The sequence below is a fragment of the Streptomyces sp. NPDC056296 genome (assembly GCF_042268605.1).
Taxonomy (GTDB): Bacteria; Actinomycetota; Actinomycetes; order Streptomycetales; family Streptomycetaceae; genus Streptomyces.
Map to the genome: position 1 here is coordinate 9,082 of NZ_JBHJRX010000038.1, position 22,988 is coordinate 32,069.

Sequence of the window (22,988 nt, forward strand, 5' to 3'; positions counted from 1 at the left end):
TGGTGATGGGTTTTGTGATCAGGGGGGGAAGGCAAGGGAGGCGGGGGGGGAGGTGGGCGGGGTCGGCCCTCTCCGCGTCTCTTCGCGGGATGGCTTCCCCCTCCCCGGGGGTCGGGACCCCCCGGTCCCCCCCCCCCCGCGGCGTTGTTTCACGTGAAACCGTTGAAGCTGTCGCTCAGCGGCCGTAGCGGCGTTCGCGCAGCGAGTAGCTGCGCAGGGCGCGCAGGAAGTCGATCTCGCGGAAGTCCGGCCAGTAGGTCTCGCAGAAGTGGACTTCGGCGTAGGCGGACTGCCAGAGCAGGAATCCGGAGAGGCGCTGTTCGCCGGAGGTGCGGATGATGAGGTCGGACTCGGACCGTGTCTTGGAGTACAGGTGCTTGGAGATGTGCTCCATGGTGAAGGTCTCGATGAACTCGTCGATGTCCCCGCCCTGGGAGCTGTGCTCGGTGAGGGCGGAGCGGACGGCGTCGACGATCTCCCGCCGGCCTCCGTAGCCCACGGCGACGTCGACCTTGGTGCCGCCCTTGCGGTCCTGGGTGGCGGCGGTGGCGGTCTTGAGGCGGGTGGCGGACTCGGCGGGCAGCAGGTCCAGGGCGCCGACCGCTTCGACGCGCCAGGGGTTGCCCGGCGCGGCGAGCCGCTCCACGACCTCGGCGATGATGTCGATCAGCGGGTTCAGCTGGTCCTCGGGCCGGTGGAGGTTGTCGTCGGAGAGCATGAACAGGGTCACGTGTTCGATCTGCGCGGAGTCGCACCAGCGCAGGAAGTCCAGGACCTTCGCCCCGCCGGCCCGGTAGCCCTCGCGTGGGTCGTCGATGCCCGACATCTTGGCCCACCGGCGGTTGCCGTCGAGCATGATGCCGATGTGCTGGGGGCGTGGGCGTCCCTCCAACTCCCTGACCAGCCGCTTCATATAGAGCGCATCGAGAGCGGCCCGTACCTTCGCCCGCATGGTTACCCCTTCCACCTCGTCGGTAGCGACCGGACGCCTCCGACGGCGATGAGCCACGTGGCACCGCCCCGCAGGGGTGTGGCGCTGATGCCCTGTGGGGTGACGATATCAAGAGCAGACAGCACCTCCGTGGCGCTCGGCGGGGCCCCGGGGAGTCGGTGCGCGCCCAGGAGCCGCGGTCGCTCCGACGCGGCGGTGCGGCGAGGCGGTCCGGCGGCGCCCTGGGTCAACTGTCACGCCTGATGGGGAGGTTGTGGACGTGGTCGGCACCGGCTGTTCGGGGGTAGGGCCTGGTGTTTCCCGTCACTCTCGGGGCGAGCCCGACACCACCAGCTCGCTCGGGCCGGATGAACTACGTGACGAGGATTTCGGTACGGCGATATGTTCCGGGCTGTACCGGGACGGCGCGCCTCCCGAGACCGAGGCAGGGGCCGATCCACTCCGTCGGCCGTGCGCGAGGTTCACCAGCTGATTCCGGCCGCCACCGGCCGGTGGTCGCTGCCGGTGGCCGGCAGCAGCCACGAGCTCTGCGGCTCCACGCCGCGGACCAGGATCTGGTCGATCCGCACCACTGGGAACTTCGCCGGCCAGCTGAACCCGAAACCCTCCCCGGCCGCCTCCTGGACCGAGTGCAGCTGCGAGGTGAGGCCGTCGAACGCGTGGTCGTCCATGGTGCCGTTCAGGTCGCCGAGCAGCACCACCCGCTCGTTCCGCTCGGCGGCGATCGCCTTGGCGAGCGCCTGCGCGTTCCTGTCCCGCGAGTCCGTCCAGAAGCCCGCCCTGGGGTTTACCCGTACGGAACCCAGGTGGGCCACGTACACCGCCAGCGGCCCCCGGTCCGTGGCCACCGTGGTGCGCAGCGCCCGACCGTAGGCCAGCTTGGTCTCGACCGGTTTGGTGTCCCCCAGCGGCCCGACGTCCTGCTCGATGTCGACCGGCCGGGTGTCGGACAGCGGCAGCCTGCTCCACAGCCCGACCGTGCCCCGCACCGCGTGGTACGGGTACGCCTTCGCCAGTTCCCTCTCGTACGTGCCCCTGGCCTGCGGGGTGATCTCCTCCAGTGCCAGCACGTCCGCACCGGAGGCGGCCAGGTCGCGGGCGGTGCCGGCCGGGTCGGGGTTGTCGGCGCCGACGTTGTGGCTCACCACGGTGAGGTCGCCGCCCGGGTGGGACTTGTCGCCGAGCAGCCCGCCGAAGAGGCTCAGCCACACCGTGACCGGCAGCAGCAGCGCGAGCACCGCGGAGGCGGAGCGGCGCCACAGCGCCCCGGCCAGCAGCACCGGGACGAACAGGCCGAACCACGGCAGGAAGGTCGCCACCAGGCTGCCCAGGCCACCGGGCCGATTCGGGATCTCCGTGTGCAGCAGCAGGAACAGGCCGAGGAGCAGCGCCAGCGCCGTGAGCACGCGGCCGCGCTTCCAGGGCCCGGGCCGGAAGCCGTCACGGATCGCCCGGCGTACGCCCGCGCGCCGGGTTCCGTCCGTGCCGGCGGCCGCCGGGACAGCGGCTCCGGTACCCGGGCCGCGGGTGTCCACCGGGCTGCTGCCCTGTCCGGTCTCCGCCGTGTCCGCCGTGTCCACCTGCGTCATCGTCCGTCCGTCCTCGCTCACCGCTGTGTTCGTTGGTGCACTCCGGGCTCAATGCCTGGGGACGAGTGAAGGCGACACGGTGTTGCCGGCACGTATGCGGATTTCGATACGCCGACGATATGTACCGACTCGTAGCCTTGAGGCCATGCGTGTCTTGGTGGTCGAGGACGAGCCCTACATGGCGGAAGCCATCCGCGCCGGTCTGCGCCTGGAAGCGATCGCCGCCGACATCGCGGGGGACGGCGACACCGCTCTGGAACTGCTCGGCGTCAACACCTACGACATCGCCGTCCTCGACCGCGACATCCCCGGCCCCTCCGGTGACGAGGTCGCCACCCGCATCGTGGCCTCCGGCAGCGGCATGCCGATCCTGATGCTCACCGCCGCCGACCGTCTCGACGACAAGGCTTCCGGGTTCGGACTCGGCGCCGACGACTACCTCACCAAGCCGTTCGAACTGCAGGAGCTCGTACTCAGGCTCAGAGCACTCGACCGCAGGCGTGCGCTCCCCAGGCCTCCCGTACGAGAGATCGCGGGCCTGCGTCTGGACCCGTTCCGCCGCGAGGTCTACCGCGACGACCGCTACGTCGCGCTCACCCGCAAACAGTTCGCGGTGCTCGAAGTCCTCGTCACCGCCGAAGGCGGTGTGGTCAGCGCCGAAGAACTCCTGGAACGGGCGTGGGACGAGAACGCCGACCCGTTCACCAACGCCGTGCGCATCACGGTCTCCGCACTGCGCAAACGCCTCGGCGAGCCCTGGATCATCGCCACCGTGCCGGCGTCGGCTACCGCATAGACACAGAACCCGGCACCGGACGTGGGGACGGCACCGCACGTGAGGACGGTGGCGGCCGTGGGGACGGTGGCGGCCGTGGGGACGGTGGCAGCCGTGGGGACGGTGGCGGCCGCGGGGACGGTGGCGGCCGCGGGGACGGTGGCAGCCGCGGGGACGGTGGCAGCCGCGGGGACGGTGGCGGCCGCGGGGACGGTGGCAGCCGTGGGGACGGTGGCGGCCGTGGATAGGCCGCCCGGGCTGAGCGTTCGCCTCAAACTCACCCTCAGCTACGCCGGATTCCTCATGCTCGCGGGTGCCCTGCTGCTCGTCGCCGTGGGAGTGTTCCTCGTTCGATCGGGATGGTGGCAGACCAACGAATCGGGGGCGCTGCGGGTAACCCCGGGCACCCTCTTCGTACGCGGTTTCGCCCCGACCGCAGCCGCGGTGATGGTGTTCCTCCTGGTGTTCGGCCTCCTGGGAGGGTGGTTCCTCGCCGGCCGCATGCTCGCCCCCCTGACCCACATCACACACGCCACACGCATGGCCACCGACGGATCGCTCTCCCACCGGATCCGGCTGCCGGGCCGCGCGGACGAGTTCCGCGAACTCGCCGACGCCTTCGACATGATGTTCGCGCGGCTCGAAGCACACGTTGCCGAGCAGCGGCGGTTCGCGGCCAACGCCTCCCATGAGTTGCGTACCCCGCTGGCGATCTCGAAGGCACTGCTCGACGTGGCCCGCACCGATCCGGACCAGGACCCCGGCGAACTCGTCGACCGCCTGCACGCCGTCAACGCCCGGGCGATCGACCTCACCGAGGCACTGCTCCTGCTCAGCCGCGCCGAGCAGCGGTCCTTCACCCGGGAACGCGTCGACCTGTCCCTCGTGGCGGAGGAAGCCACCGAGACGCTCCTGCCCCTCGCGGAAGGGCACGGCATCACCATCGAGACCTACGGAGACATCGCCCCCACGAGCGGATCGCCGGCGCTCCTGCTGCAGCTGACCACGAACCTCGTGCAGAACGCGATCGTCCACAACCCGCCGGAACACGGCAACGTATGGGTCCACACCAGCGTCCGCCCCAGGACCGTGCTGCTCACGGTCGAGAACACCGGCGAACGGCTCGCCCCACAGCTCGTCCCGACCCTCACCGAGCCCTTCCGGCGCGGCACCGAACGCGTCCACACCGACCAGGCGGGCGTGGGTCTGGGCCTGGCGATCGTCAACACCATCGCCCAGGCGCACGACGGCACGCTCACCCTCGCCCCGCGCTCCGCCGGCGGGTTGCGCGTCACCGTGGAACTGCCCCTGGTGCCCCCGTACGCCGACAGATAAAGGACCAGGGGGAACACGACAGCACGCAAAAGCCCCTCCGAACCGCGTTTCCGCAGTTCAGAGGGGCTATGTGTGTGGAGCCTAGGGGAGTCGAACCCCTGACATCTGCCATGCAAAGACAGCGCTCTACCAACTGAGCTAAGGCCCCGTAGGAGGCGTCCGGCCGGTAAACGTCGTGCCGGTGGGGCGCCGCAGACAAGAGTACCGGGTCGCCCCCCGTATCTCACAAATGATTGGGGGTCCCGGTGAAACACCACGCTCCGTAAGATGCTCGGCGTGGTTCGCTGGAGCGAACTGCGGTTTTTGGGGAAGCGATGGGGAGACGCAATGGACGCCGCACAGCAGGAAGCCACCGCAAGAGCGCGGGAACTGCAGCGGAACTGGTACGGGGAGCCGCTGGGGGCGCTCTTCCGCAGGCTGATCGACGATCTTGGTCTCAACCAGGCTCGTCTCGCCGGGGTGCTGGGGTTGTCCGCACCGATGCTGTCGCAGCTGATGAGCGGCCAGCGGGCGAAGATCGGTAACCCCGCGGTGGTTCAGCGGGTGCAGCTGCTGCAGGACCTGGCGGGGCAGGTGGCGGACGGCAGCGTGAGCGCGGCCGAGGCGACGGAGCGCATGGACGAGATCAAGAAGTCGCAGGGGGGCTCGGTGCTCAGCAACACCACCACGACCACGAGCAGTTCGGGGGCGCCCACGGTCAAGCGGGTGGTCCGCGAGATCCAGTCGCTGCTGCGCTCGGTGGCGGCCGCCGGGGACATCATCGACGCGGCGGACGCCCTGTCCGGGTCCCACCCGGAGCTGGCCGAGTTCCTGCGGGTGTACGGCGCGGGCCGCACCTCGGACGCGGTGGCGCACTACCAGTCCCACCAGAACTGACCCCGGGGCCGGTCGCCGGAAGGGGGTACGGCGGCCGGGCCGCGGGAGTGGCGCGACAGGTCCCAGGGGAGGAGCGGCGCACAGCCATGGGTGAGGTCTTCGCGGGCCGGTACGAGCTGGTCGATCCGATCGGCCGGGGCGGGGTCGGCGCCGTCTGGCGTGCCTGGGACCACCGCCGCCGGCGGTACGTGGCCGCCAAGGTGCTCCAGCAGCGGGACGCGCACTCGCTGCTGCGGTTCGTGCGCGAGCAGGCGATGCGGATCGACCATCCCCATGTGCTCGCGCCCGCGAGCTGGGCCGCCGACGACGACAAGGTCCTGTTCACGATGGACCTGGTGACGGGCGGCTCGCTCGTCCACCTGATCGGGGACTACGGCCCCCTGCCGCCCGCCTTCGTCTGCACCCTCCTCGACCAGCTCCTCGCGGGCCTGGCGGCGGTGCACGCGGAGGACGTCGTGCACCGTGACATCAAGCCCGCCAACCTGCTGCTCGAAGCGACGGGGACGGGCCGGCCCCGGTTGCGGCTGTCCGACTTCGGCATCGCGATGCGGCTGGGCGAGCCCCGGCTGACGGAGACCAACCTCGTGGTGGGGACGCCGGGTTACCTCGCCCCGGAGCAGATGATGGGCGCCGAGCCGGACTTCCCGGCCGACCTGTTCGCCGTGGGCCTGGTCGCCCTGTACCTGTTGGAGGGGGCCAAGCCGGACGCCAAGGCGCTGGTGCAGTACTTCGCCGAACACGGGACGCCGCCCGCGCCGCAGGGGATTCCCGAGCCGCTGTGGCAGGTCGTGGCGACGCTGGTACAGCCGGACCCACCGGCGAGGTTCCGCACCGCCACGGGGGCGCGCAAGGCGCTGGCCGCGGCGGCGGAGCTGCTGCCGGAGCCGGGGCCCGACGACGAGCTGATCGAGATCTTCGACCAAGTCGGCCCGCTGCCTACGGGGTTCGGGCCCGACGGACCGCTCAGGCAGGCCTCGGGCGTGGACGACGCCCCGCCGGACCCACGACGCCCGCTCGGCCGCCCGGAAGCGTCCCCGGACGCTACTCCGTCGACTCTGGGCCGTACTCCGTCGACTCTGGGCGGTACCCCGGCAATTCCGGACGGCACGGCGGCCCCGGGCCATACGCCGCCCACCCCGGACGGCACGGCGGCCCCGGCCGAAACCCCGTCGCCCCTCGACCATGCGCCGCCCGCTCCAGACGGAGCCGCGGGGCTCCTCGACCACACGCCGCCCACCCCGGTCGAGACCCCACCGCCCCACAACGCCACGCCGCCCACCCCAGACGGAACCCCGGCGCCCCACAACCACACGCCGCCCACCCCAGACGGAACCCCGGCGCCCCACAACCACACGCCGCCCACCCCAGACGGAACCCCGGCGCCCCTCGACTGGCTCCCGCCCGCCACGGATCACACGCCGTCGGCGTCGTCTCCCGGGCCCGCCGAGCCGTCCGCCATGTCGGAGACCGGCAGTTTCCATCTGCCGCCCCCGCAGCCGACCGTCACCTCATCGCCCGCGCCCGGTCCCCCGCAGGCGACCGCCGCCCCCTCGCCCGCACCCGGTCCCCCGCAGACGCACGCACAGACCCCGGACTTCCCGGGCAGCCCGCAGTACCGGCACCCGTACGCGCCTCCGCTCGCCGCCCAGGCACTGGCACCGACCCCGCAGCAGCGGGCCGACGTCCCCACCGCCTCGTACACCGCTCAGAGCCCGCGGTCGCGCCCTCCTGCCCACGCGTCTCCGCAGCACCGTGCGTCACGGCGGCGGCGCCGCCCCGGCCCTCCCGCCAGGGTGGCGGTTCCGCTGCTGCTTCTCGCGCTGGCCTGCTACGCCGTGGGCTTCTGGGCCCTGACCCGTATTTGAGCCCGCGCCTCCGCTACGTCCTGGGCCCGCGCCGCGCCGCCGCCGTCCACACTCCCAGGCCCACGAGCAGCAGGCTGCCGGTGCCGATCCCGCCCACGGCGACCGCCTTCATGGCGAGGTCGTCGCCCCCGGCACCGCCCTCCGGCGCGGCCTCCCGGTCCTGCGCCGAGACCTCGAAGACGCCCTTCGGCTCGGACTCCCCCGCGTACTCCGGGCCGGTCCGCGGCGCTCCCCCGAGCCGTACGCGCAACGTCAGCCCGAAGGAGCCGTCGCCGAAGTCGTCGGCCACCTGTGCCGCGAGGTGCACCACGAGGTAGTAGGAGCCGGCGAACCGCATCGCGCCGGCCTGTACGTCGGTGGCGTACCGGTTGGCGTAGGCCACCGGCGGCAGGGGAGCGAGGCCGACGGAGGACGGGCGGCCGGTGTACCCCCTCGCGGCGTCGTCGACCTCGCCGCGCACCGGGTTGTGGAGGGCCAGGTGCAGGGCGCTGGTGGCGTAGCCGGAGCCGTCGCCGGAGCTGCCGAGTTCGGCGGTCGCGGACAACTGGCGACCCCAGTCGACCGGCACCCTGTAGAAGAGGGTCTGTCCGGGCCGGATGTCGTCACGCCAGACTCCCTGCCCGACGGGGGTGGCGTGGGCGAAGCCGCTGCCGCCCGGGCGTCGTTCGGGCTCGCCGGCGAGGGGTGCGGGGGAGGCGGAGTCCCAGGCCTCGGGTGCGGTGGTCGCGCCGGTGCGTTCCGGGCGCGGTTCGGTGACGGCGGTGAGCTCCAGGTCCCAGGCCCTGGGCGGGGAGTCCTGCGGCCGGGACCGCTCGACGGCGACGTAGTAGGTGCCGGGGTCCTGGCACCGGGTCTCGCCGGGGGCGATCTCGCGCATGCCCCGGGCCGTGACGGGGCGGGGGCTGCGGGCGGCGCCGAAGGTCGCGCTGTCGGACGAGCAGGAGCCGCCCTCGGCGTCCTGTACGGAGACGCGGATGCCGTCGACGGCGGTGACCTCGCCGTCGGGGCCGGGTACGGCGGTGACGGAGACGTAGGCGTCCGACGCCGCGTCGAGTTCGAGGCGGTAGTAGAGAGTGCCGCTTCTCGGCAGGGAACTGCGGTACATGGCGCCGGGTTCCAGGCGTACGGCGTCCGAGGTGCCGCTCGTGCCCTCGATCCGCCGGGCCTCCTCGGCGAAGGCGTAGCCGGGGGACGTACCCGCCGCGAACGAGGCACCGGCGGGCAGGGCGGCGGTCGTGGCCAGTACGACGGTCACGACCGCCAGCCGCACGGGCGTACGCGGTCGGTCGGGCGCCGATCCGGCACGCCCTGCGCGCCATGTGCGCCCCGTACGCCATGTGCGCCCCGTACGCCACGTACGCCCCGTACGCCCCGTACGCCCTGATCCGCCGCGCCCCGCCCCAGCGCCCCGCCGAGCCGTACACCACCGTCCCATCACCCGCCACCCCTCGCGCTCACCGGCGCTGTCGCCGCCGCCCGGACCGGACCGTGGCCCATCCTGCCGCGCGACCCCGCGCTTCCGCGCCCCCGCCCGGAATCCCGGCAGCGGAATTCCGGGCAGCGGAGTCCGGGCAACACAAAACCCCGACCGTATGACGGCCGGGGTCTGCTCAGGACCGGATGTCGGTCGTACTCACGAACCCGTGGGCACGGAGTCAGTCGCCTCCGTCCACAGATCCTGCTCGGCGCGATCCGCCTGGATCTGGCGGTACACGAGGAGCCCGCCGATGGCGGCCAGTGCGACCAGGAGAAGCTTCTTCACCGCGCTACCTCGTCTTTCCTTGACGTAGGGGACTTCTGGCGCCCGACTATACACACCGGCCGATACCGATCGGTGACCTGTGTCGACGGCCAACTGCCCGTCGTCGGAGCCCAATAAGAGCGGACGAAGCCGTTCCGATCGGAGGGTGATCACACCCTCACAGAACGCGACTTTTGCCCATCTCCCGCCCGTCTGGGCATCTTTTCCGACTGCTTGCGCCCATCCGGGTGGTGTTCATCTGAACATCGACGCGCCACGGGCGTCGGTCCACCACTTCGCGGCCCACATACACATCATGAGGAAAGTACGCAAATCGCCCAACCCGAAAGTGAGGGGTTATGGCCCGGAACAAGGTCATGACGCTGTGGACCACCATCGTCACCGCCTTCCTCGCGCTGTGCACGGCGCTCGGACTCATCACGACGACCGCCTCCGCGGCCGTACCGCAGACCCGAACGCACAGCAACACCGAGAGCGCCTCCCCCGAGGCGGCGCCCGCGGCGGCGGCACCCTGGTCCTGGTCACGTACCGGCTCCCTGCCCCCCACGATGAAACAGCGCATCCGCGCCGAGGCCCACGGCAAGGCCCCCACCTGCCGCCACCGTCCGACCGCCGACGCCACCGCGACCTCCACCGACCTGCTGTGCGACGACACCGCGGAGACCCCGGCCCGGCACACCACCACCCAGCACACCGAGCCGCTCCAACGCTGAGCGGTCCGGCGCGCGCACGGCACCCGCCGCGCCGCCCACACCGCCCGAACCCGACGTCACGGCGATCTGCGTACCGCACCACACGCGAGAAACGGCCCGGCCGCTCGACAGAGCAGCCGGGCCGCCGCCATGTTCCGGACCGCCACCCCTCTCACCAACACCTCTTGAGGACTGCCTAGGCTTCACGGACGGGCCCGGATCCCAGCCCGGCCCGGATCCCAGCCCGGCCCCGGTTTCCCAGCCCGGCCCGGTTTCACGGCCCGACCACGGACAGGACCCGGTGAGCGCCAGTGCCGAAGGCGTACGAAGTGATCGCGGACGATGCCGCCGTGAGCCGGCGCGTCATCATCGTCACGGCCGTCCACGGCCCCTCGGCACCCTTCCTGCCGGAGGCCTACGCGTCGCTGTGCGCGCAGGAGCTGCCCGCCGGCTGGGAGTGGCGCTGGGTGATCCAGGAGGACGGCCGGACGGACGACGTCCGCCCGCACGTGCCCGACGACCCGCGCGTCGTCTTCCGGCAGGGCCGGCCGGGACAGCAGGGCGGCCCGGGTATGGCCCGCACCATGGCCCTGTCCCAAGCGGACGGCGAGTACGTGAAGATCCTCGACGCCGACGACCGGCTTCCGCCGGGGACCCTGGCCCGCGACCTGACCGCCCTGGAGGCCGATCCGGCGCTCGGGTGGGCGACGTCGCGGGTACTGGACCTGCTGCCCGACGGCTCGACGGCCGGTTTCCCGGGTGACCCGGACCACGGACCGATCGAGCGCGGAGCGGTGCTCGACTACTGGAAGGCGAACGGCTACCGCCCCCAGGTCCACCCGGCGACGCTCCTGGTACGGCGCGATCTGCTGCTCGCGCTCGGCGGCTGGATGGCCCTGCCGGCGTCCGAGGACACCGGCCTGCTGCTGGCGCTCAACTGCGTGAGCCGGGGGTGGTTCTCCGAAGAGGTGGGCCTTCTCTACCGCAAGTGGGAGGGCCAGCTGACCGGCCAGGCGGCCCATGTGGACCCCGCCGAACGCGAAGTACGGATGGCGGTGGTGGAGGCCAGGGCGCGGGCGCTGGCGTCCTTCGGATGGCGTTTTCCGGCCGGTACCTGAGACTCCGCCGGGTCAGGGAAGCAGGTCAAGGAAGCAGGTCAGGGGAGCGGGTCAAGGGAAGCGGGTCAGGGGAGCGGGTCAGGGGAGCGGGCAAGGGAGCGGGTCAAGGGAGCGGGTCAAGGGAGCGGGTCAAGGGAGCGTCTCCGCGTCGACCCGGGAGAAGATCAGGTCGCTCTCCTCGACGACGGGCCCCCGCCACCGGACCGGCACTCCGGGCTCACCGCCCAGCGCCGAGGGATAGCTCTCGGGCGCGTAGTCGTTGGCCAGCCGGTAGACGTGGAAGCCCGCGTCGCGCATCACCGTCAGCAGTTCGCCGATGGAGTCCCCGAGCCGGGCCATACGCTCGGGCGTCACCTCGACACTGATCTCCGCGTCGGGCCGCAGGCTGTCCAGCATCGGCGCCAGCCCGCGGACGACACTCCCCTCCGCGCCCTCGACGTCGATCTTGATCACCCGGGCGTTCGCGATCTCCGCCGGGTCGAGGAGCTCCGGCAGGGGCCGCGCCTCGATCTCGAAAGTGGACTCCGCCGGGCCGTCGTACGGGACGATGCTGTTCGCGCCCATGTTGCGTGAGCCGGCGAGGACGAAGGTCAGGGTCTTGTGGCCGTCGGAGACGGCGGCGTTGAGGGCGCGGATGTTCCCGCGGGCGTTGAGCCGGCCGTGCCGCACCAGACGGCGGTGGAAGACGGGGGATGCCTCGATCGCGACGACCCTGCCCTCGTCGCCCACGAGCTGGGACGCGAGAACGCTGAAAACGCCGATGTTGGCCCCGACGTCGACGAAGCCGTCCCCCGGTCGCAGCCGGCGCCGCAGCCAGGCCGTCATGTGCGGCTCCCAGGTCCCGAACAGGTACAGGTACCGCTGGATGAGATCCTGCGTGTCCACGGCGAACAGGTCGCCGGAACGCACTCCGACGACTCGCCGGCGCGGGTGCTCGCGCAGATGGGGGTTCAGCCAGCGCGCGGCGAGCGCCGCCTTCCCGAACGTACCGGGGGCGTTCCGCACGTAACGGCTGCCGAGCGTGACCAGGACCTCGGACACGGGCGTGCTCAGTCCTCGGATGATGCTCAGTGCTCCCCCGTGATGGTGATCGCGGCGGAGGGGCACCCCTCGGCCGCTTCCCGCACCCGTGGCGCGTCGACCTCGTGCTCGCGTCCGGGTATCACGGCACCCAGGCCGTCGACCTTGGTGAAGACGGACGGGGCCCGGTGGACGCAGTCGCCGGAGCCATAGCACTGCTCGGGGTCGACGGAGATCCTCATACACACTCCAGCGGCGCTCGAACGGGAACCATCACGACGTGCCTGCCCGCGGATCGCCGCGCTGAATCCGTCCTGACCGCTTGCCCATCGGCCCGGCGCTCGCGAGATCGTCCGCGTCCGTCGGCATGGTTCGGCACCGGTCCCTCCCCTCGTGGGGACCGGAGCCAAGCCATGCCGACGGCGTTCGGTACGCGGTACCGGACGGGATCGGGGAGGGCTGGGGCACCAAAAGCTGACCGAGAACGTGCGGCCTCATGGGGTGACTCTCCGGGCGCTGGGCCGCTGACCTGTCCGGGTGTCGGGCGGGCGACTCGCCACTGCGACGTGATCCTGCCAGCTGAGGTCGCCGCCGAGGAGGTTCCGGCGCAGCGGCCATGACGTAGCCGCAGGTCAGGCATATAGAGTGAGTTTTCCGGTCCGGACGTCCAGGTGCGGGGGAAGTAAGGAGTGGAGACCTTGAGTTTCGACTCAGGGGCACGCACGGCCTTCGCGGAACGTCTCGCTCTGCTGTACAAGGAGGCGGGCAACCCTCCCCTCAAACGCGTGTCCGAGGCGGTCGTCCGGCTCCAGCGGGTCGACGAACGAGGGCGGCCCGTGCGGGTCTCCGCCCAGCGGATCAGCGACTGGCGACGGGCCAAGAACGTACCCGCCCAGTTCCCCGCCCTCGCGGCGGTGCTGCATGTACTCATCCCCCTGGCGCGGCGCGCGCGCCCCGCACCGGTGTCCGCGGGCCTGTACGACCTGACCCAGTGGCAGCGCCTGTGGGAGCGGGCGGTGGCCGACCCGACCGGCGAACGCCCCGCGCCGTCCACCGCTGTGGACGAGGAGCACCCTCCGGCCGAGGCCCCGGCCGTCCCCGGCGGTGTCTGCCCCTACCGCGGCCTGGCCGCGTACCGCCGGCAGGACGCCGACTGGTTCTTCGGGCGGGAGCGGAGCACCGACGCCCTGGTCGCCCAGCTCCGCGCGGCAGAGGACTCGGGTGGCCTGGTCATGCTCGTGGGCGCCTCCGGGGCGGGCAAGTCCTCCCTGCTGAACGCCGGCCTGGTGCCTGCGCTGCGCAAGGGCGCGCTGGGCGACGGGGTCGGCGAGGACGACGGGACCGGCCGGCCCAGGGAAGTACTCCAGCTCGTACCGGGAGGCGATCCGCTCGGGGATCTGGCCCGCCGGATCCCCGAGCTCGCGCCGGTCGTGGCCGCCGTCTCCGCCATCTCCACCGTCTCCACCACCAGGGATGCGGCGGAGGAGAAACCGGGCGCTCCGGAAACCGCACGGGCGGCCAGGGACGCCTTCACGGCGTGGGCCCGCGGCAGAGCGGAATCGGCGTCGGAATCGGCGACCGAAGCAGCGTCAGAGTCGGTGACGGAGTCGGCATCGGCATCGACACCCCGTCCGGTCGTCATCGTGGACCAGTTCGAGGAGATCTTCACCCTCTGCGCCGACGACTCGGACCGGCGCGTGTTCGTCCAGCTCCTCCAGGCCGCCTGCGCGCCCGGCGGTCCGGACGACCCGGCGCCCGTGCTCGTGGCCCTCGGTGTACGCGCGGACTTCTACGAGCAGTGCCTTCGCCACCCCGAGCTGGCCGACGCGCTGCAGCACCGGCACATGGTGCTGGGGCCGCTGACCACCGCGGAACTGCGCGAGGCGGTGAACGGTCCGGCCCGGGCCGTGGGCATGGAGCTCGAACCTGGGCTGGCGGAGTTGATCATCCGGGAGGTGAGCACCGGCGGCCCGCGCGGTGGGGGTCCCTCCCACGCCTTTCGGGCTGTGGGGGAGCACGACGCGGGCGTGCTGCCGCTCCTCTCCCACGCCCTGCTCGCCACCTGGCAGCGCCGCAAGGCGGGCCGGCTGACGCTGGCCGGGTACCGCGCGGCCGGCGGAATCCAGGGAGCGGTGGCGGCGACCGCAGAGCGGGCCTGGTCGGACCTCGACCCGGCGGCCCGCGCGGCCGCACGGCTGCTCCTGCTCAGGCTGGTCCGGGTGAGCGAGGACACCCAGACCACCCGTAGGCGGGGCACACGGCGCCGGCTGGCGCAGGAGTCGAGGGACCCCGGCAAGACGGAGGAGTCGCTGGAAGCGCTGGTGCGCGCCCGGCTGGTGACACTCGACGCGGAGACCGTGGAGATCACCCATGAGGCGCTGCTCCACGCCTGGCCGCGCCTGCGCGACTGGATCGACGAGGACCGCACCGGCAATCTGCTGCGCCAGCGGCTGGAGGAGGACGGCCGGGCCTGGGAGGAGTCGAACCGCGACGCCTCGCTGCTCTACCGGGGCTCCCGGCTGGAGCGGGCCCGCGGCTGGGCGGAGTCGGCCGACGGCACGTTCCTGACCCGGAGCGCGGTGGATTTCCTGGCCGCCGCGGTGAGACTGCGCAAACGCTCCGTCCTGATCAGCCGTGCCGCGGTGTCGGCACTGGTCGTCCTCGCGCTGGTGGCGGTCGGTTCGGCGGTGGTCGCCTGGCAGCAGCGCAACGACGCGGTGTTCGAGCAGGTGGTGGCCGAGGCGGACCGGGTCCAGTACACGGACCCGTCGCTGTCGGCCCAGCTCGACCTGGCGGCGCACCGCCTGCGGCCGGACGACGAGGACGTGCGGAACCGGCTGATATCGATCGTGAACGCGCCACTGGCCACACCGCTCCTCGGGCACACGGGCGCCGTCTACCTCACCTCCTTCAGCCCGGACGGGCGGACCCTGGCGACGGCGAGCTACGACCGGACGGTGCGGCTGTGGGACGTGTCGGACCCCGCGCGTCCCGAGCCGCTGGGCAAGCCGCTCACCGGCCACACGAGCTGGGTCAGCTCCGCGGTGTTCAGCCCGGACGGCCGCACCCTGGCCGGTGCCTCGGACGACGGCACGATCCGGCTCTGGGACATCAGCGACCTGAGCCACCCGCGCCCGCTCGGTGCCCCCCTGGCCGGTCACGGCGGCACCGTCTACCTGCTCGCGTTCAGCCCGGACGGCCGCACGCTGGCCTCCGCCCACGACGACCACGCCGTCCGGCTGTGGGACGTGGCCGACCCGCGTCGGCCGAAGGCGCTGGACACCTTGACGGGCCCCACCGCGGCGGTGCGCTCGGTGGCGTTCAGCCCCGACGGCCGCACGCTGGCGTCAGGCGGCGACGACAACAGGGTCCGGCTGTGGAACGTCGACGACCCGGGCGACGCGACGCCGATCGGCGAACCGCTGGCCGGTCACACCGGGCTGGTGCACTCCGTGGCCTTCAGCCCCGACGGCCGCACACTCGCCAGCGGCGGCGCGGACGACACCGTACGGCTCTGGGACGTGGCCGATCCACGCGACGCGTCACGGATCGGCTCGCCGCTGACCGGCCACACCGGCCCCATCTGGTCCGTGGCCTTCAGCCCCGACGGGGACATGCTCGCCGCGAGCAGCGCGGACAGCACCGCGAGCCTCTGGAACGTCAGCGACCCGGCCTACCCGTCCCAGATCGGCATGCCCCTGGCGGGAAGCAGCGGAGAGATGTACGCCCTCGGCTTCAGCCCCGACGGCCGCACGCTCGCCACCGGCAGCGGAGACAGCAAGGTGCGCCTGTGGTCGCTGCCGACGTCGGACATGATCGGCCGCAGCGGGGCCTTCCGTCCGGACGGTCACGTACTGGCCACGGCGGCGCGCGACGGAAGGATCCGGCTGTGGAACGTGACGGACCCCGCCCGGCCCGTGTCCCTGGGCGAACCCTTCCGCCCGGCGGAGGGCGACGTACGTTCCCTCGTGTTCTCCCCGGACGGCGACACCCTCGCGGTCCTGACGGGAAGCAGCGCGGTACAGCTGTGGAACGTCACGGACCCGTCCCGGCCCACCGCCCACGGGCCACCCGTTGTGCTGCGCACCCGCTACGCGGGCCCCGACGCCCTGGCGTTCAGCCCGAACGGCCGCACGATGGCCACCGCGTACGACGACCGCACCATCCAGCTGTGGAACACCGACGACCCGTCCCGCCCCCGCCCGCTCGGCAAGCCGCTCACCGGCCACACGGGATACGTCAACACCCTCGTCTTCGGCCCGAACGGCCGCACCCTCGCCAGCGGCAGCGCGGACGACACCGTACGGCTCTGGGACGTGAGCGACCCCCGGCACGCCGCCCGTCTCGGCGCACCCCTCACGGGACACCTCGGCCCCGTCAACGCGCTGGCCTACAGCCCGGACGGCCATACGCTGGCCAGCGGCAGCGACGACGGCACGGTCCGGCTCTGGAACGTCGCCGATCCCCGCCGGACGGCCCCGTCGGACTCCACGCTCGCCGGCCACACCGACTCGGTGGTGTCGCTGACGTTCAGCCGGGACGGCGACACCCTGTCCAGCGGCGCCAACGACAACACGGTCCGGCTCTGGGACGTCCACACCCCCGCCGAGGCCGCGCCCATCGGGGAGTCGATGAGCCCCAACGCCAAGACGGGCGGCTTCCTGTCCTTCAGCCCCGTCAGTCACATGCTCGGGGTGTCCAGCGGCACGGACACCGTACGGCTGTGGAACCTCGACGTGGACGACGCCATCGACCGCATCTGCTCGGCCACCCGGGGCGTGCTGACCGAGGAGAAGTGGCACGAGTACCTGCCACGCCTCTCGTACGAGCGCCCGTGCGATGAGTGAATGTCCCCCACCACGCATCCGGCCTTGTTAGCCTTGGCCACAGCCCGACCGCTGACGCATCCCCCGTCGCCAGCGGTCGGGCGTTTTCACGTGCCGCAGCCGGGGACGCCGCGTAGATGCCGCCGGAGATGTCAAAGACCCCCAGCCGCTACCGACTGGGGGTCTTTTCGCTGGTGGGGCTAACAGGATTTGAACCTGTGGCCTCATCCTTATCAGGGATGCGCTCTAACCAACTGAGCTATAGCCCCGCCGCGCTCTGCGGTGTATGTCCCGCGCGCTGACTCCTGAAGATTAGCGCACGAGGCGGGCAGTCCCAAAATCGGTTGTCGCGAGGCCCGCGAGTGACGATCACTCGTCCTCGGCGAGCGTCAGCTCCACGCCGCCGACGAAGCCGGCGGACAGGTTGTAGATGAACGCGCCGAGCGTGGCCAGCGCCGTCGCGAGGACGACGTCGACGACCGCGATGACCGTCGCGAACAGCAGCACGTTGGGCAGCGACAGGAACGACTGCAGGTCGAAGCCGTTGGACTCGTTCGAGCCGGTCGCCTCGGAGATCGTGCCGCCGACGGTCGAGAAGACGCCCATGGCGTCCATGACCATCCACAGCACGGCGGACGCGACGATCGTGCAGATGCCGAGCGCGATGGAGAGCAGGAAGCTGACCTTCATCACCGACCACGGGTCGGCCTTCGCCACGCGCAGGCGTGCCTTGCGGACGCGGGGCGTGGTGCGGGCGCCGGTGCGCGGGCGGCGCACGGCGGCGGACGCGTTGCCGCCCTGGGTCTGGTAGGCCTGGGGCGGGTGGTACGGCCCGCCGGGCTGCTGGGGCTGCCGTTCTCCCGGCAGCGGCGAGGCCGCCGCTTGCGTCTGCTGGCCTCGGGTGTCCGTCACAGTTCCCCCCTGGGATCCATGCGTCTTGGACGAGCTCGCCGAGCGGGAGTCGGTCGCGTCGTCATCGATCTTGCGCAGTTGAGTCGTGTGCGAATCCGTCGCACGCGCGGCGGAGCCACGGCCGCCGCCGTCCGTTTCCGTACCCCTGGAGGTACCGGCCGACCCGGCGCCCGTGGCTCCGCTCACGATGACTCTCTCCTCGTGCTACTCGGCCGAGGGCGCCTCACCCTCGTCCGTGCCGGTGGTCGCGGCACCTTCGGCGGTCTCGTCGACGACCACATCGCCGTCGACCTCCTCCGCCTCGCGTCCCGCCTCGGCGTTGCGTGCGATGCCGACGACGGCATCGCGCTTGCCCAGATTGATCAGTTGGACGCCCATGGTGTCACGGCCCGTCTCCCTGACCCCGCTGACTCGCGTACGAATCACACCGCCCGAGAGTGTGATGGCGAGGATCTCGTCGTGCTCCTCGACCACCAGCGCGCCCACGAGCGATCCACGGTCCTCGACGATCTTGGCAGCCTTGATGCCGAGGCCGCCGCGGCCCTGGACGCGGTACTCGTCGACAGAGGTCCGCTTCGCGTACCCGCCGTCGGTGGCAGTGAACACGAACGTACCGGCTCGAACAACATTCATCGAGAGCAGCTGGTCCCCTTCGCGGAAACTCATGCCCTTGACGCCCGAGGTGGCACGCCCCATCGGGCGCAGCGTGTCGTCCGAGGCGGTGAACCTGATCGACTGTGCCTTCTTGCTGATCAGCAGCAGATCGTCCTCGGCCGAGACCAGTTCGGCTCCGATCAGCTCGTCGTCGCTGCCGTCCGCCTGCTCACGCAGGTTGATGGCGATCACGCCGCCCGAGCGCGGCGAGTCGTAGTCCTTCAGCGGCGTCTTCTTCACCAAGCCCGCCTTGGTCGCCAGGACCAGGTAGGGCACCGCCTCGTAGTCGCGGATCGCGCGGATCTGGGCGATCGACTCGTCCGGCTGGAACGCCAGCAGATTCGCCACGTGCTGGCCGCGCGCGTCCCGTCCGGCGTCGGGCAGCTCGTACGCCTTCGCCCGGTAGACCCGGCCCTTGTTGGTGAAGAACAGCAGCCAGTGGTGCGTGGTGGACACGAAGAAGTGGTTGACGATGTCGTCTTCCTTGAGCTTCGTGCCGCGTACGCCCTTGCCGCCGCGCTTCTGGGCCCGGTAGTCGTCGGTCTTGGTGCGCTTGATGTAGCCGCCCCGCGTGACCGTGACGACGATGTCCTCTTCGGCGATCAGGTCCTCGATGGACATGTCGCCCTCGTACGGGATCAGCTTGGTCTTGCGGTCGTCGCCGTACTTCTCGACGAGCGCGGTCAGCTCCTCGCCGACGATCCCGCGCTGGCGGACCGGGGAGGCGAGGATCTCGTTGTACTCGGTGATCTTCGCCTGGAGCTCGTCGTGCTCCCGGACGATCTTCTGGCGCTCCAGCGCCGCCAGGCGGCGCAGCTGCATCTCCAGGATCGCGTTGGCCTGGATCTCGTCGATGTCGAGGAGGTCCATCAGGCCGCCGCGCGCGATCTCGACGGTGTCGCTGCGCCGGATCAGCGCGATGACCTCGTCGATGGCGTCCAGGGCCTTGAGCAGGCCGCGCAGGATGTGCGCCCGCTCCTCGGCCTTGCGCAGCCGGAACTTCGTACGCCGGACGATGACCTCGATCTGGTGGTTCACCCAGTGGCGGATGAACGCGTCCAGGGAGAGGGTGCGCGGCACGCCGTCGACCAGGGCCAGCATGTTGGCGCTGAAGTTCGACTGCAGGTCGGTGTGCTTGTACAGGTTGTTCAGCACGACCTTGGCGACCGCGTCCCGCTTGAGCACGATGACCAGGCGCTGGCCGGTGCGGGACGACGTCTCGTCACGGACGTCGGCGATGCCGCCGATCTTGCCGTCCTTCACCAGGTCGGCGATCTTCTGCGCGAGGTTGTCGGGGTTGGTCTGGTACGGCAGCTCCGTGACCACCAGGCACTGGCGGTTCTGGATCTCCTCGACCTCGACGACCGCGCGCATGGTGATCGAGCCGCGCCCGGTGCGGTAGGCCTCCTCGATGCCGTTGCGGCCCACCACCAGCGCGCCGGTCGGGAAGTCGGGGCCCTTGATGCGCTCGATGAGCGCGTCGAGCAGGTCCTCGTGCGAGGCCTCGTAGTTCTCCAGGTACCACTGGGCGCCGGCCGCGACCTCGCGCAGGTTGTGCGGCGGGATGTTGGTCGCCATGCCGACCGCGATCCCGGCCGAGCCGTTGATCAGCAGGTTCGGGAAGCGGGCGGGCAGGACGGTCGGCTCCTGGGAGCGGCCGTCGTAGTTGTCCGTGAAGTCGACGGTCTCCTCGTCGATGTCACGGACCATCTCCATGGCCAGCGGCGCCATCTTGCACTCGGTGTACCGCATGGCCGCCGCCGGGTCGTTGCCCGGCGAGCCGAAGTTGCCGTTGGAGTCGACGAGCGGCATCCGCATCGACCACGGCTGGGCGAGGCGGACCAGGGCGTCGTAGATGGAGCTGTCGCCGTGCGGGTGGTAGTTGCCCATGACGTCGCCGACGACGCGCGCGCACTTGTAGAAGCCGCGCTCGGGGCGGTAGCCGCCGTCGTACATGGCGTACAGCACGCGGCGGTGCACGGGCTTGAGGCCGTCGCGGACGTCGGGCAGCGCACGCGAGACGATGACGGACATCGCGTAGTCGAGGTAGGAGCGCTGCATCTCCGTCTCGAGCCCGACGGGCTCGACACGCATGGCCAGGGCGTCACCCTCGGGCGTCGTCACAGGAGTGTTCTCGTCGGTCATTGCTGGTGAAGGTCCTTCCAGGTGCGGTCAGCTGAGACCGACTCAGATGTCGAGGAAGCGGACGTCCTTGGCGTTGCGCTGGATGAACGCGCGCCGGGCCTCGACGTCCTCGCCCATCAGCACCGAGAACAGGTCGTCGGCCTGCGCGGCGTCGTCGAGCGTGACCTGGCCGAGCACCCGGTGCTCCTGGTCCATGGTCGTGATGCGCAGCTCCTCGGCGTTCATCTCGCCGAGGCCCTTGAAGCGCTGCACGGAGTCCTCGCGGATGCGCTTGCCGGCGTTGCGGCCCATCTCGATCAGCGCGTCGCGCTCGCGGTCGGAGTACGCGTACTCGAAGTCGTCCCGGCCCCACTTGATCTTGTAGAGCGGCGGACGGGACAGGTACACGTGCCCGGCCTCGACCAGCGGCCGCATGAAGCGGAACAGGAAGGTCAGCAGCAGGGTGTTGATGTGCTGGCCGTCGACGTCGGCGTCCGCCATCAGGATGATCTTGTGATAGCGGAGCTTCTCGATGTCGAAGTCCTCGTGCACACCCGTGCCGAACGCGGAGATCATCGCCTGGATCTCCTGGTTCTGCAGGATCCGGTCGATGCGCGCCTTCTCGACGTTGAGGATCTTGCCGCGGATCGGGAGGATCGCCTGGTACTGCGGGTTCCGGCCGGACTTGGCGGAGCCGCCGGCGGAGTCGCCCTCGACGATGAAGATCTCGCACTTGATCGGGTCGTTCGACTGGCAGTCGGACAGCTTGCCCGGCAGCGACGCCGTCTCCAGCAGGCCCTTACGACGCGTCAGGTCACGGGCCTTGCGTGCCGCCACGCGCGCGTAGGCCGCCTGGATGCCCTTGCGGATGATGTCCGCGGCCTCGTTCGGATTGCGGTCGAGCCAGTCGGTCAGGTGCTCGTAGACCACCCGCTGGACGAAGGTCTTGACCTCCGTGTTGCCCAGCTTGGTCTTGGTCTGGCCCTCGAACTGCGGCTCGCCCAGCTTCACCGAGATGATCGCCGTCAGACCCTCGCGGATGTCGTCACCCGTGAGGTTGTCGTCCTTCTCGCGCAGCAGCCGCTTGTCGCGCGCGTACTTGTTGATCAGCGAGGTCAGCGCCGCACGGAAGCCCTCCTCGTGCGTACCGCCCTCGTGCGTGTGGATGATGTTGGCGAAGGAGTACACGCCCTCGGTGTAGCCGCCGTTCCACTGCATCGCGATCTCGAGGGACAGGCTCTTGTCCTTGTCCTCGGCCTCGAGGTCGATCACGGTGGGGTGCACCAGGTCTCCCTTGCGGGAGTTGAGGTACTTCACGAAGTCGACGATGCCGCCCTCGTAGTGGTACGAGACGCTCTTGACCTCGTGCTTCTCGTCCTCGCCCGCCTCGTCCGCACCGGCGGTGGCCTTCGCTGACTCGCGCTCGTCGGTGAGGTTGATCCGCAGGCCCTTGTTGAGGAAGGCCATCTCCTGGAAGCGCCGGGACAGCGTCTCGAAGGAGTAGTCGGTGGTCTCGAAGATGTCACCGTCGGCCCAGAAGGTGACCGACGTGCCGGTCTCCTCGGTGGCCTCGTGCCGAGCCAGCGGTGCCGTGGGGACACCCAGCTTGTAGTCCTGCGTCCAGCGGTGGCCGTCGGTCCTGACCTCTACGGCAACCCTCGTGGAGAGGGCGTTGACGACGGAGACACCCACGCCGTGCAGACCACCGGAGACCGCGTAACCGCCGCCGCCGAACTTGCCGCCCGCGTGCAGCACGGTCAGCACGACCTCGACGGCGGGCTTGCCCTCGGAGGGGACGATGCCCACCGGGATGCCACGGCCGTTGTCGACGACCCGGACACCGCCGTCGGCGAGGATCGTGACGTCGACCGTGTCCGCGTGGCCGGCCAGCGCCTCGTCGACGGAGTTGTCCACGACCTCCTGCACCAGGTGATGCAGACCACGTTCACCGGTCGAGCCGATATACATACCGGGTCGCTTGCGGACCGCGTCCAGACCCTCGAGGACGGTGATGGCACTGGCGTCGTACGAGGCGGGCACCTCGGCGTTCGAGGTGCTCACCGCGTCGTTCACGCCGGTGTCGGTGGACGGGTTGTTCTCGTTGGGGTTGCCGGAATCGGCCACGAAGCGCCCTTTCTGGCACAGCACGAGCCGGGCTCGTCGGCGGATTGCCGGAGCGGCTGCGGCATGTTGCGTTGGTAAGCCTTGATCAGCGTTGCTCAGCTAGTCCCGGACGGTCCCCACGTTCGGGGCGGGATTGTCTTCCATTCTACCGGTAGCACTGACACTGATGGGGGTTTGCCGGTACCTGAGTCCGCATGTGCCGCCCTGAACCAGGCTCGTCCGACTCCCGATATGGGGATGGGGGCCCCAAGAGGCTCACAACGGCACTCAGCGCTTCGAGGCGTCAACCCTTGGCTACTTGGGAGTCAGATCGGGATTCGCAACCGCGTGCGGTTGCGCGACGAAGGGTGCGTCGAAGGTTCAC

General features: G+C 71.0%; 15 protein-coding genes, 2 tRNA genes and 1 pseudogene. 7 read left to right on the top strand and 11 right to left on the bottom strand.

Going from position 1 to position 22,988, the window contains the following annotated elements; translation table 11 throughout:
• Positions 1-175: 175 nt before the first annotated feature.
• Both ACFCZF_RS26010 and ACFCZF_RS26015 read right to left on the bottom strand, forming a co-directional pair.
• Complete coding sequence (locus ACFCZF_RS26010) at positions 176-952, bottom strand: isoprenyl transferase (RefSeq protein ID WP_121748036.1); 777 nt, start codon at positions 950-952, stop codon at positions 176-178.
• Positions 953-1,413: 461 nt separating this feature from the next.
• Entirely contained in the window at positions 1,414-2,541 is a 1,128-nt protein-coding gene (locus ACFCZF_RS26015) for an endonuclease/exonuclease/phosphatase family protein (RefSeq protein WP_376673696.1), read from the bottom strand.
• Positions 2,542-2,686: 145 nt separating this feature from the next.
• Between ACFCZF_RS26015 and ACFCZF_RS26020 the strand changes: the two are divergent.
• A pseudogene (locus tag ACFCZF_RS26020) lies at positions 2,687-3,390 on the top strand (response regulator transcription factor); the annotation flags it as partial.
• Between the two features lie 166 nt (positions 3,391-3,556).
• The gene (locus ACFCZF_RS26025) at positions 3,557-4,651 is read left to right on the top strand and encodes a sensor histidine kinase (RefSeq protein ID WP_376673697.1); all 1,095 of its coding nucleotides are present in this window, start codon (positions 3,557-3,559) and stop codon (positions 4,649-4,651) included.
• A gap of 75 nt (positions 4,652-4,726) precedes the next feature.
• Here the strand turns inward: ACFCZF_RS26025 and ACFCZF_RS26030 are convergent.
• Positions 4,727-4,799: transfer RNA gene (locus tag ACFCZF_RS26030), tRNA-Ala, on the bottom strand.
• Between the two features lie 179 nt (positions 4,800-4,978).
• Here ACFCZF_RS26030 and ACFCZF_RS26035 point away from each other — a divergent pair.
• Entirely contained in the window at positions 4,979-5,527 is a 549-nt protein-coding gene (locus ACFCZF_RS26035; RefSeq protein ID WP_375906521.1) for a helix-turn-helix domain-containing protein, read from the top strand.
• Positions 5,528-5,613: 86 nt separating this feature from the next.
• On the top strand, positions 5,614-7,392 hold the full coding sequence (locus ACFCZF_RS26040; RefSeq protein ID WP_376673698.1) for a protein kinase: 1,779 nt from the start codon (positions 5,614-5,616) through the stop codon (positions 7,390-7,392).
• A 13-nt stretch (positions 7,393-7,405) separates the two neighbouring features.
• On the opposite strand, the gene ACFCZF_RS26045 is transcribed toward ACFCZF_RS26040, so the two are convergent.
• Together ACFCZF_RS26045 and ACFCZF_RS26050 are read right to left on the bottom strand one after the other, a co-directional pair.
• Entirely contained in the window at positions 7,406-8,647 is a 1,242-nt protein-coding gene (locus ACFCZF_RS26045; protein ID WP_376673699.1) for a hypothetical protein, read from the bottom strand.
• A gap of 378 nt (positions 8,648-9,025) precedes the next feature.
• Positions 9,026-9,154 carry a DLW-39 family protein gene (locus ACFCZF_RS26050; protein WP_003999697.1) on the bottom strand — a complete coding sequence of 43 codons (129 nt, stop codon included), beginning with the start codon at positions 9,152-9,154 and terminating at the stop codon, positions 9,026-9,028.
• A 338-nt stretch (positions 9,155-9,492) separates the two neighbouring features.
• Between ACFCZF_RS26050 and ACFCZF_RS26055 the strand changes: the two genes are divergently transcribed.
• Both ACFCZF_RS26055 and ACFCZF_RS26060 read left to right on the top strand, forming a co-directional pair.
• Positions 9,493-9,867, top strand: a complete 375-nt coding sequence (locus tag ACFCZF_RS26055; protein WP_375906510.1) for a DUF6344 domain-containing protein — start codon at positions 9,493-9,495, stop codon at positions 9,865-9,867.
• Positions 9,868-10,196: 329 nt separating this feature from the next.
• Complete coding sequence (locus ACFCZF_RS26060) at positions 10,197-10,964, top strand: glycosyltransferase family 2 protein (RefSeq protein WP_376673700.1); 768 nt, start codon at positions 10,197-10,199, stop codon at positions 10,962-10,964.
• Positions 10,965-11,093: 129 nt separating this feature from the next.
• On the opposite strand, the gene ACFCZF_RS26065 is transcribed toward ACFCZF_RS26060, so the two are convergent.
• Both ACFCZF_RS26065 and ACFCZF_RS26070 read right to left on the bottom strand, forming a co-directional pair.
• On the bottom strand, positions 11,094-12,005 hold the full coding sequence (locus ACFCZF_RS26065) for an FkbM family methyltransferase (RefSeq protein ID WP_376673701.1): 912 nt from the start codon (positions 12,003-12,005) through the stop codon (positions 11,094-11,096).
• A 26-nt stretch (positions 12,006-12,031) separates the two neighbouring features.
• Positions 12,032-12,226, bottom strand: a complete 195-nt coding sequence (locus ACFCZF_RS26070) for a ferredoxin (RefSeq protein WP_376673702.1) — start codon at positions 12,224-12,226, stop codon at positions 12,032-12,034.
• A gap of 447 nt (positions 12,227-12,673) precedes the next feature.
• Here ACFCZF_RS26070 and ACFCZF_RS26075 point away from each other — a divergent pair, with 447 nt between their 5' ends.
• The gene (locus ACFCZF_RS26075; RefSeq protein ID WP_376673703.1) at positions 12,674-16,831 is read left to right on the top strand and encodes an AAA family ATPase; all 4,158 of its coding nucleotides are present in this window, start codon (positions 12,674-12,676) and stop codon (positions 16,829-16,831) included.
• Between the two features lie 171 nt (positions 16,832-17,002).
• On the opposite strand, the gene ACFCZF_RS26080 is transcribed toward ACFCZF_RS26075, so the two are convergent.
• The 4 genes from ACFCZF_RS26080 to gyrB all read right to left on the bottom strand — a co-directional run bounded on the left by ACFCZF_RS26080 (position 17,003) and on the right by gyrB (position 22,624).
• A tRNA-Ile gene (locus ACFCZF_RS26080) sits at positions 17,003-17,079 on the bottom strand.
• Between the two features lie 100 nt (positions 17,080-17,179).
• Complete coding sequence (locus tag ACFCZF_RS26085; protein WP_375906495.1) at positions 17,180-17,908, bottom strand: DUF3566 domain-containing protein; 729 nt, start codon at positions 17,906-17,908, stop codon at positions 17,180-17,182.
• 18 nt (positions 17,909-17,926) lie between these two features.
• Positions 17,927-20,521: a DNA gyrase subunit A gene (gene gyrA / locus ACFCZF_RS26090; RefSeq protein WP_375906492.1), complete on the bottom strand. Its 2,595-nt coding sequence runs from the start codon at positions 20,519-20,521 to the stop codon at positions 17,927-17,929.
• Between the two features lie 42 nt (positions 20,522-20,563).
• Positions 20,564-22,624, bottom strand: coding sequence for a DNA topoisomerase (ATP-hydrolyzing) subunit B (gyrB, locus tag ACFCZF_RS26095; protein ID WP_376673704.1), 2,061 nt, complete (start codon positions 22,622-22,624; stop codon positions 20,564-20,566).
• Positions 22,625-22,988: the final 364 nt, after the last annotated feature.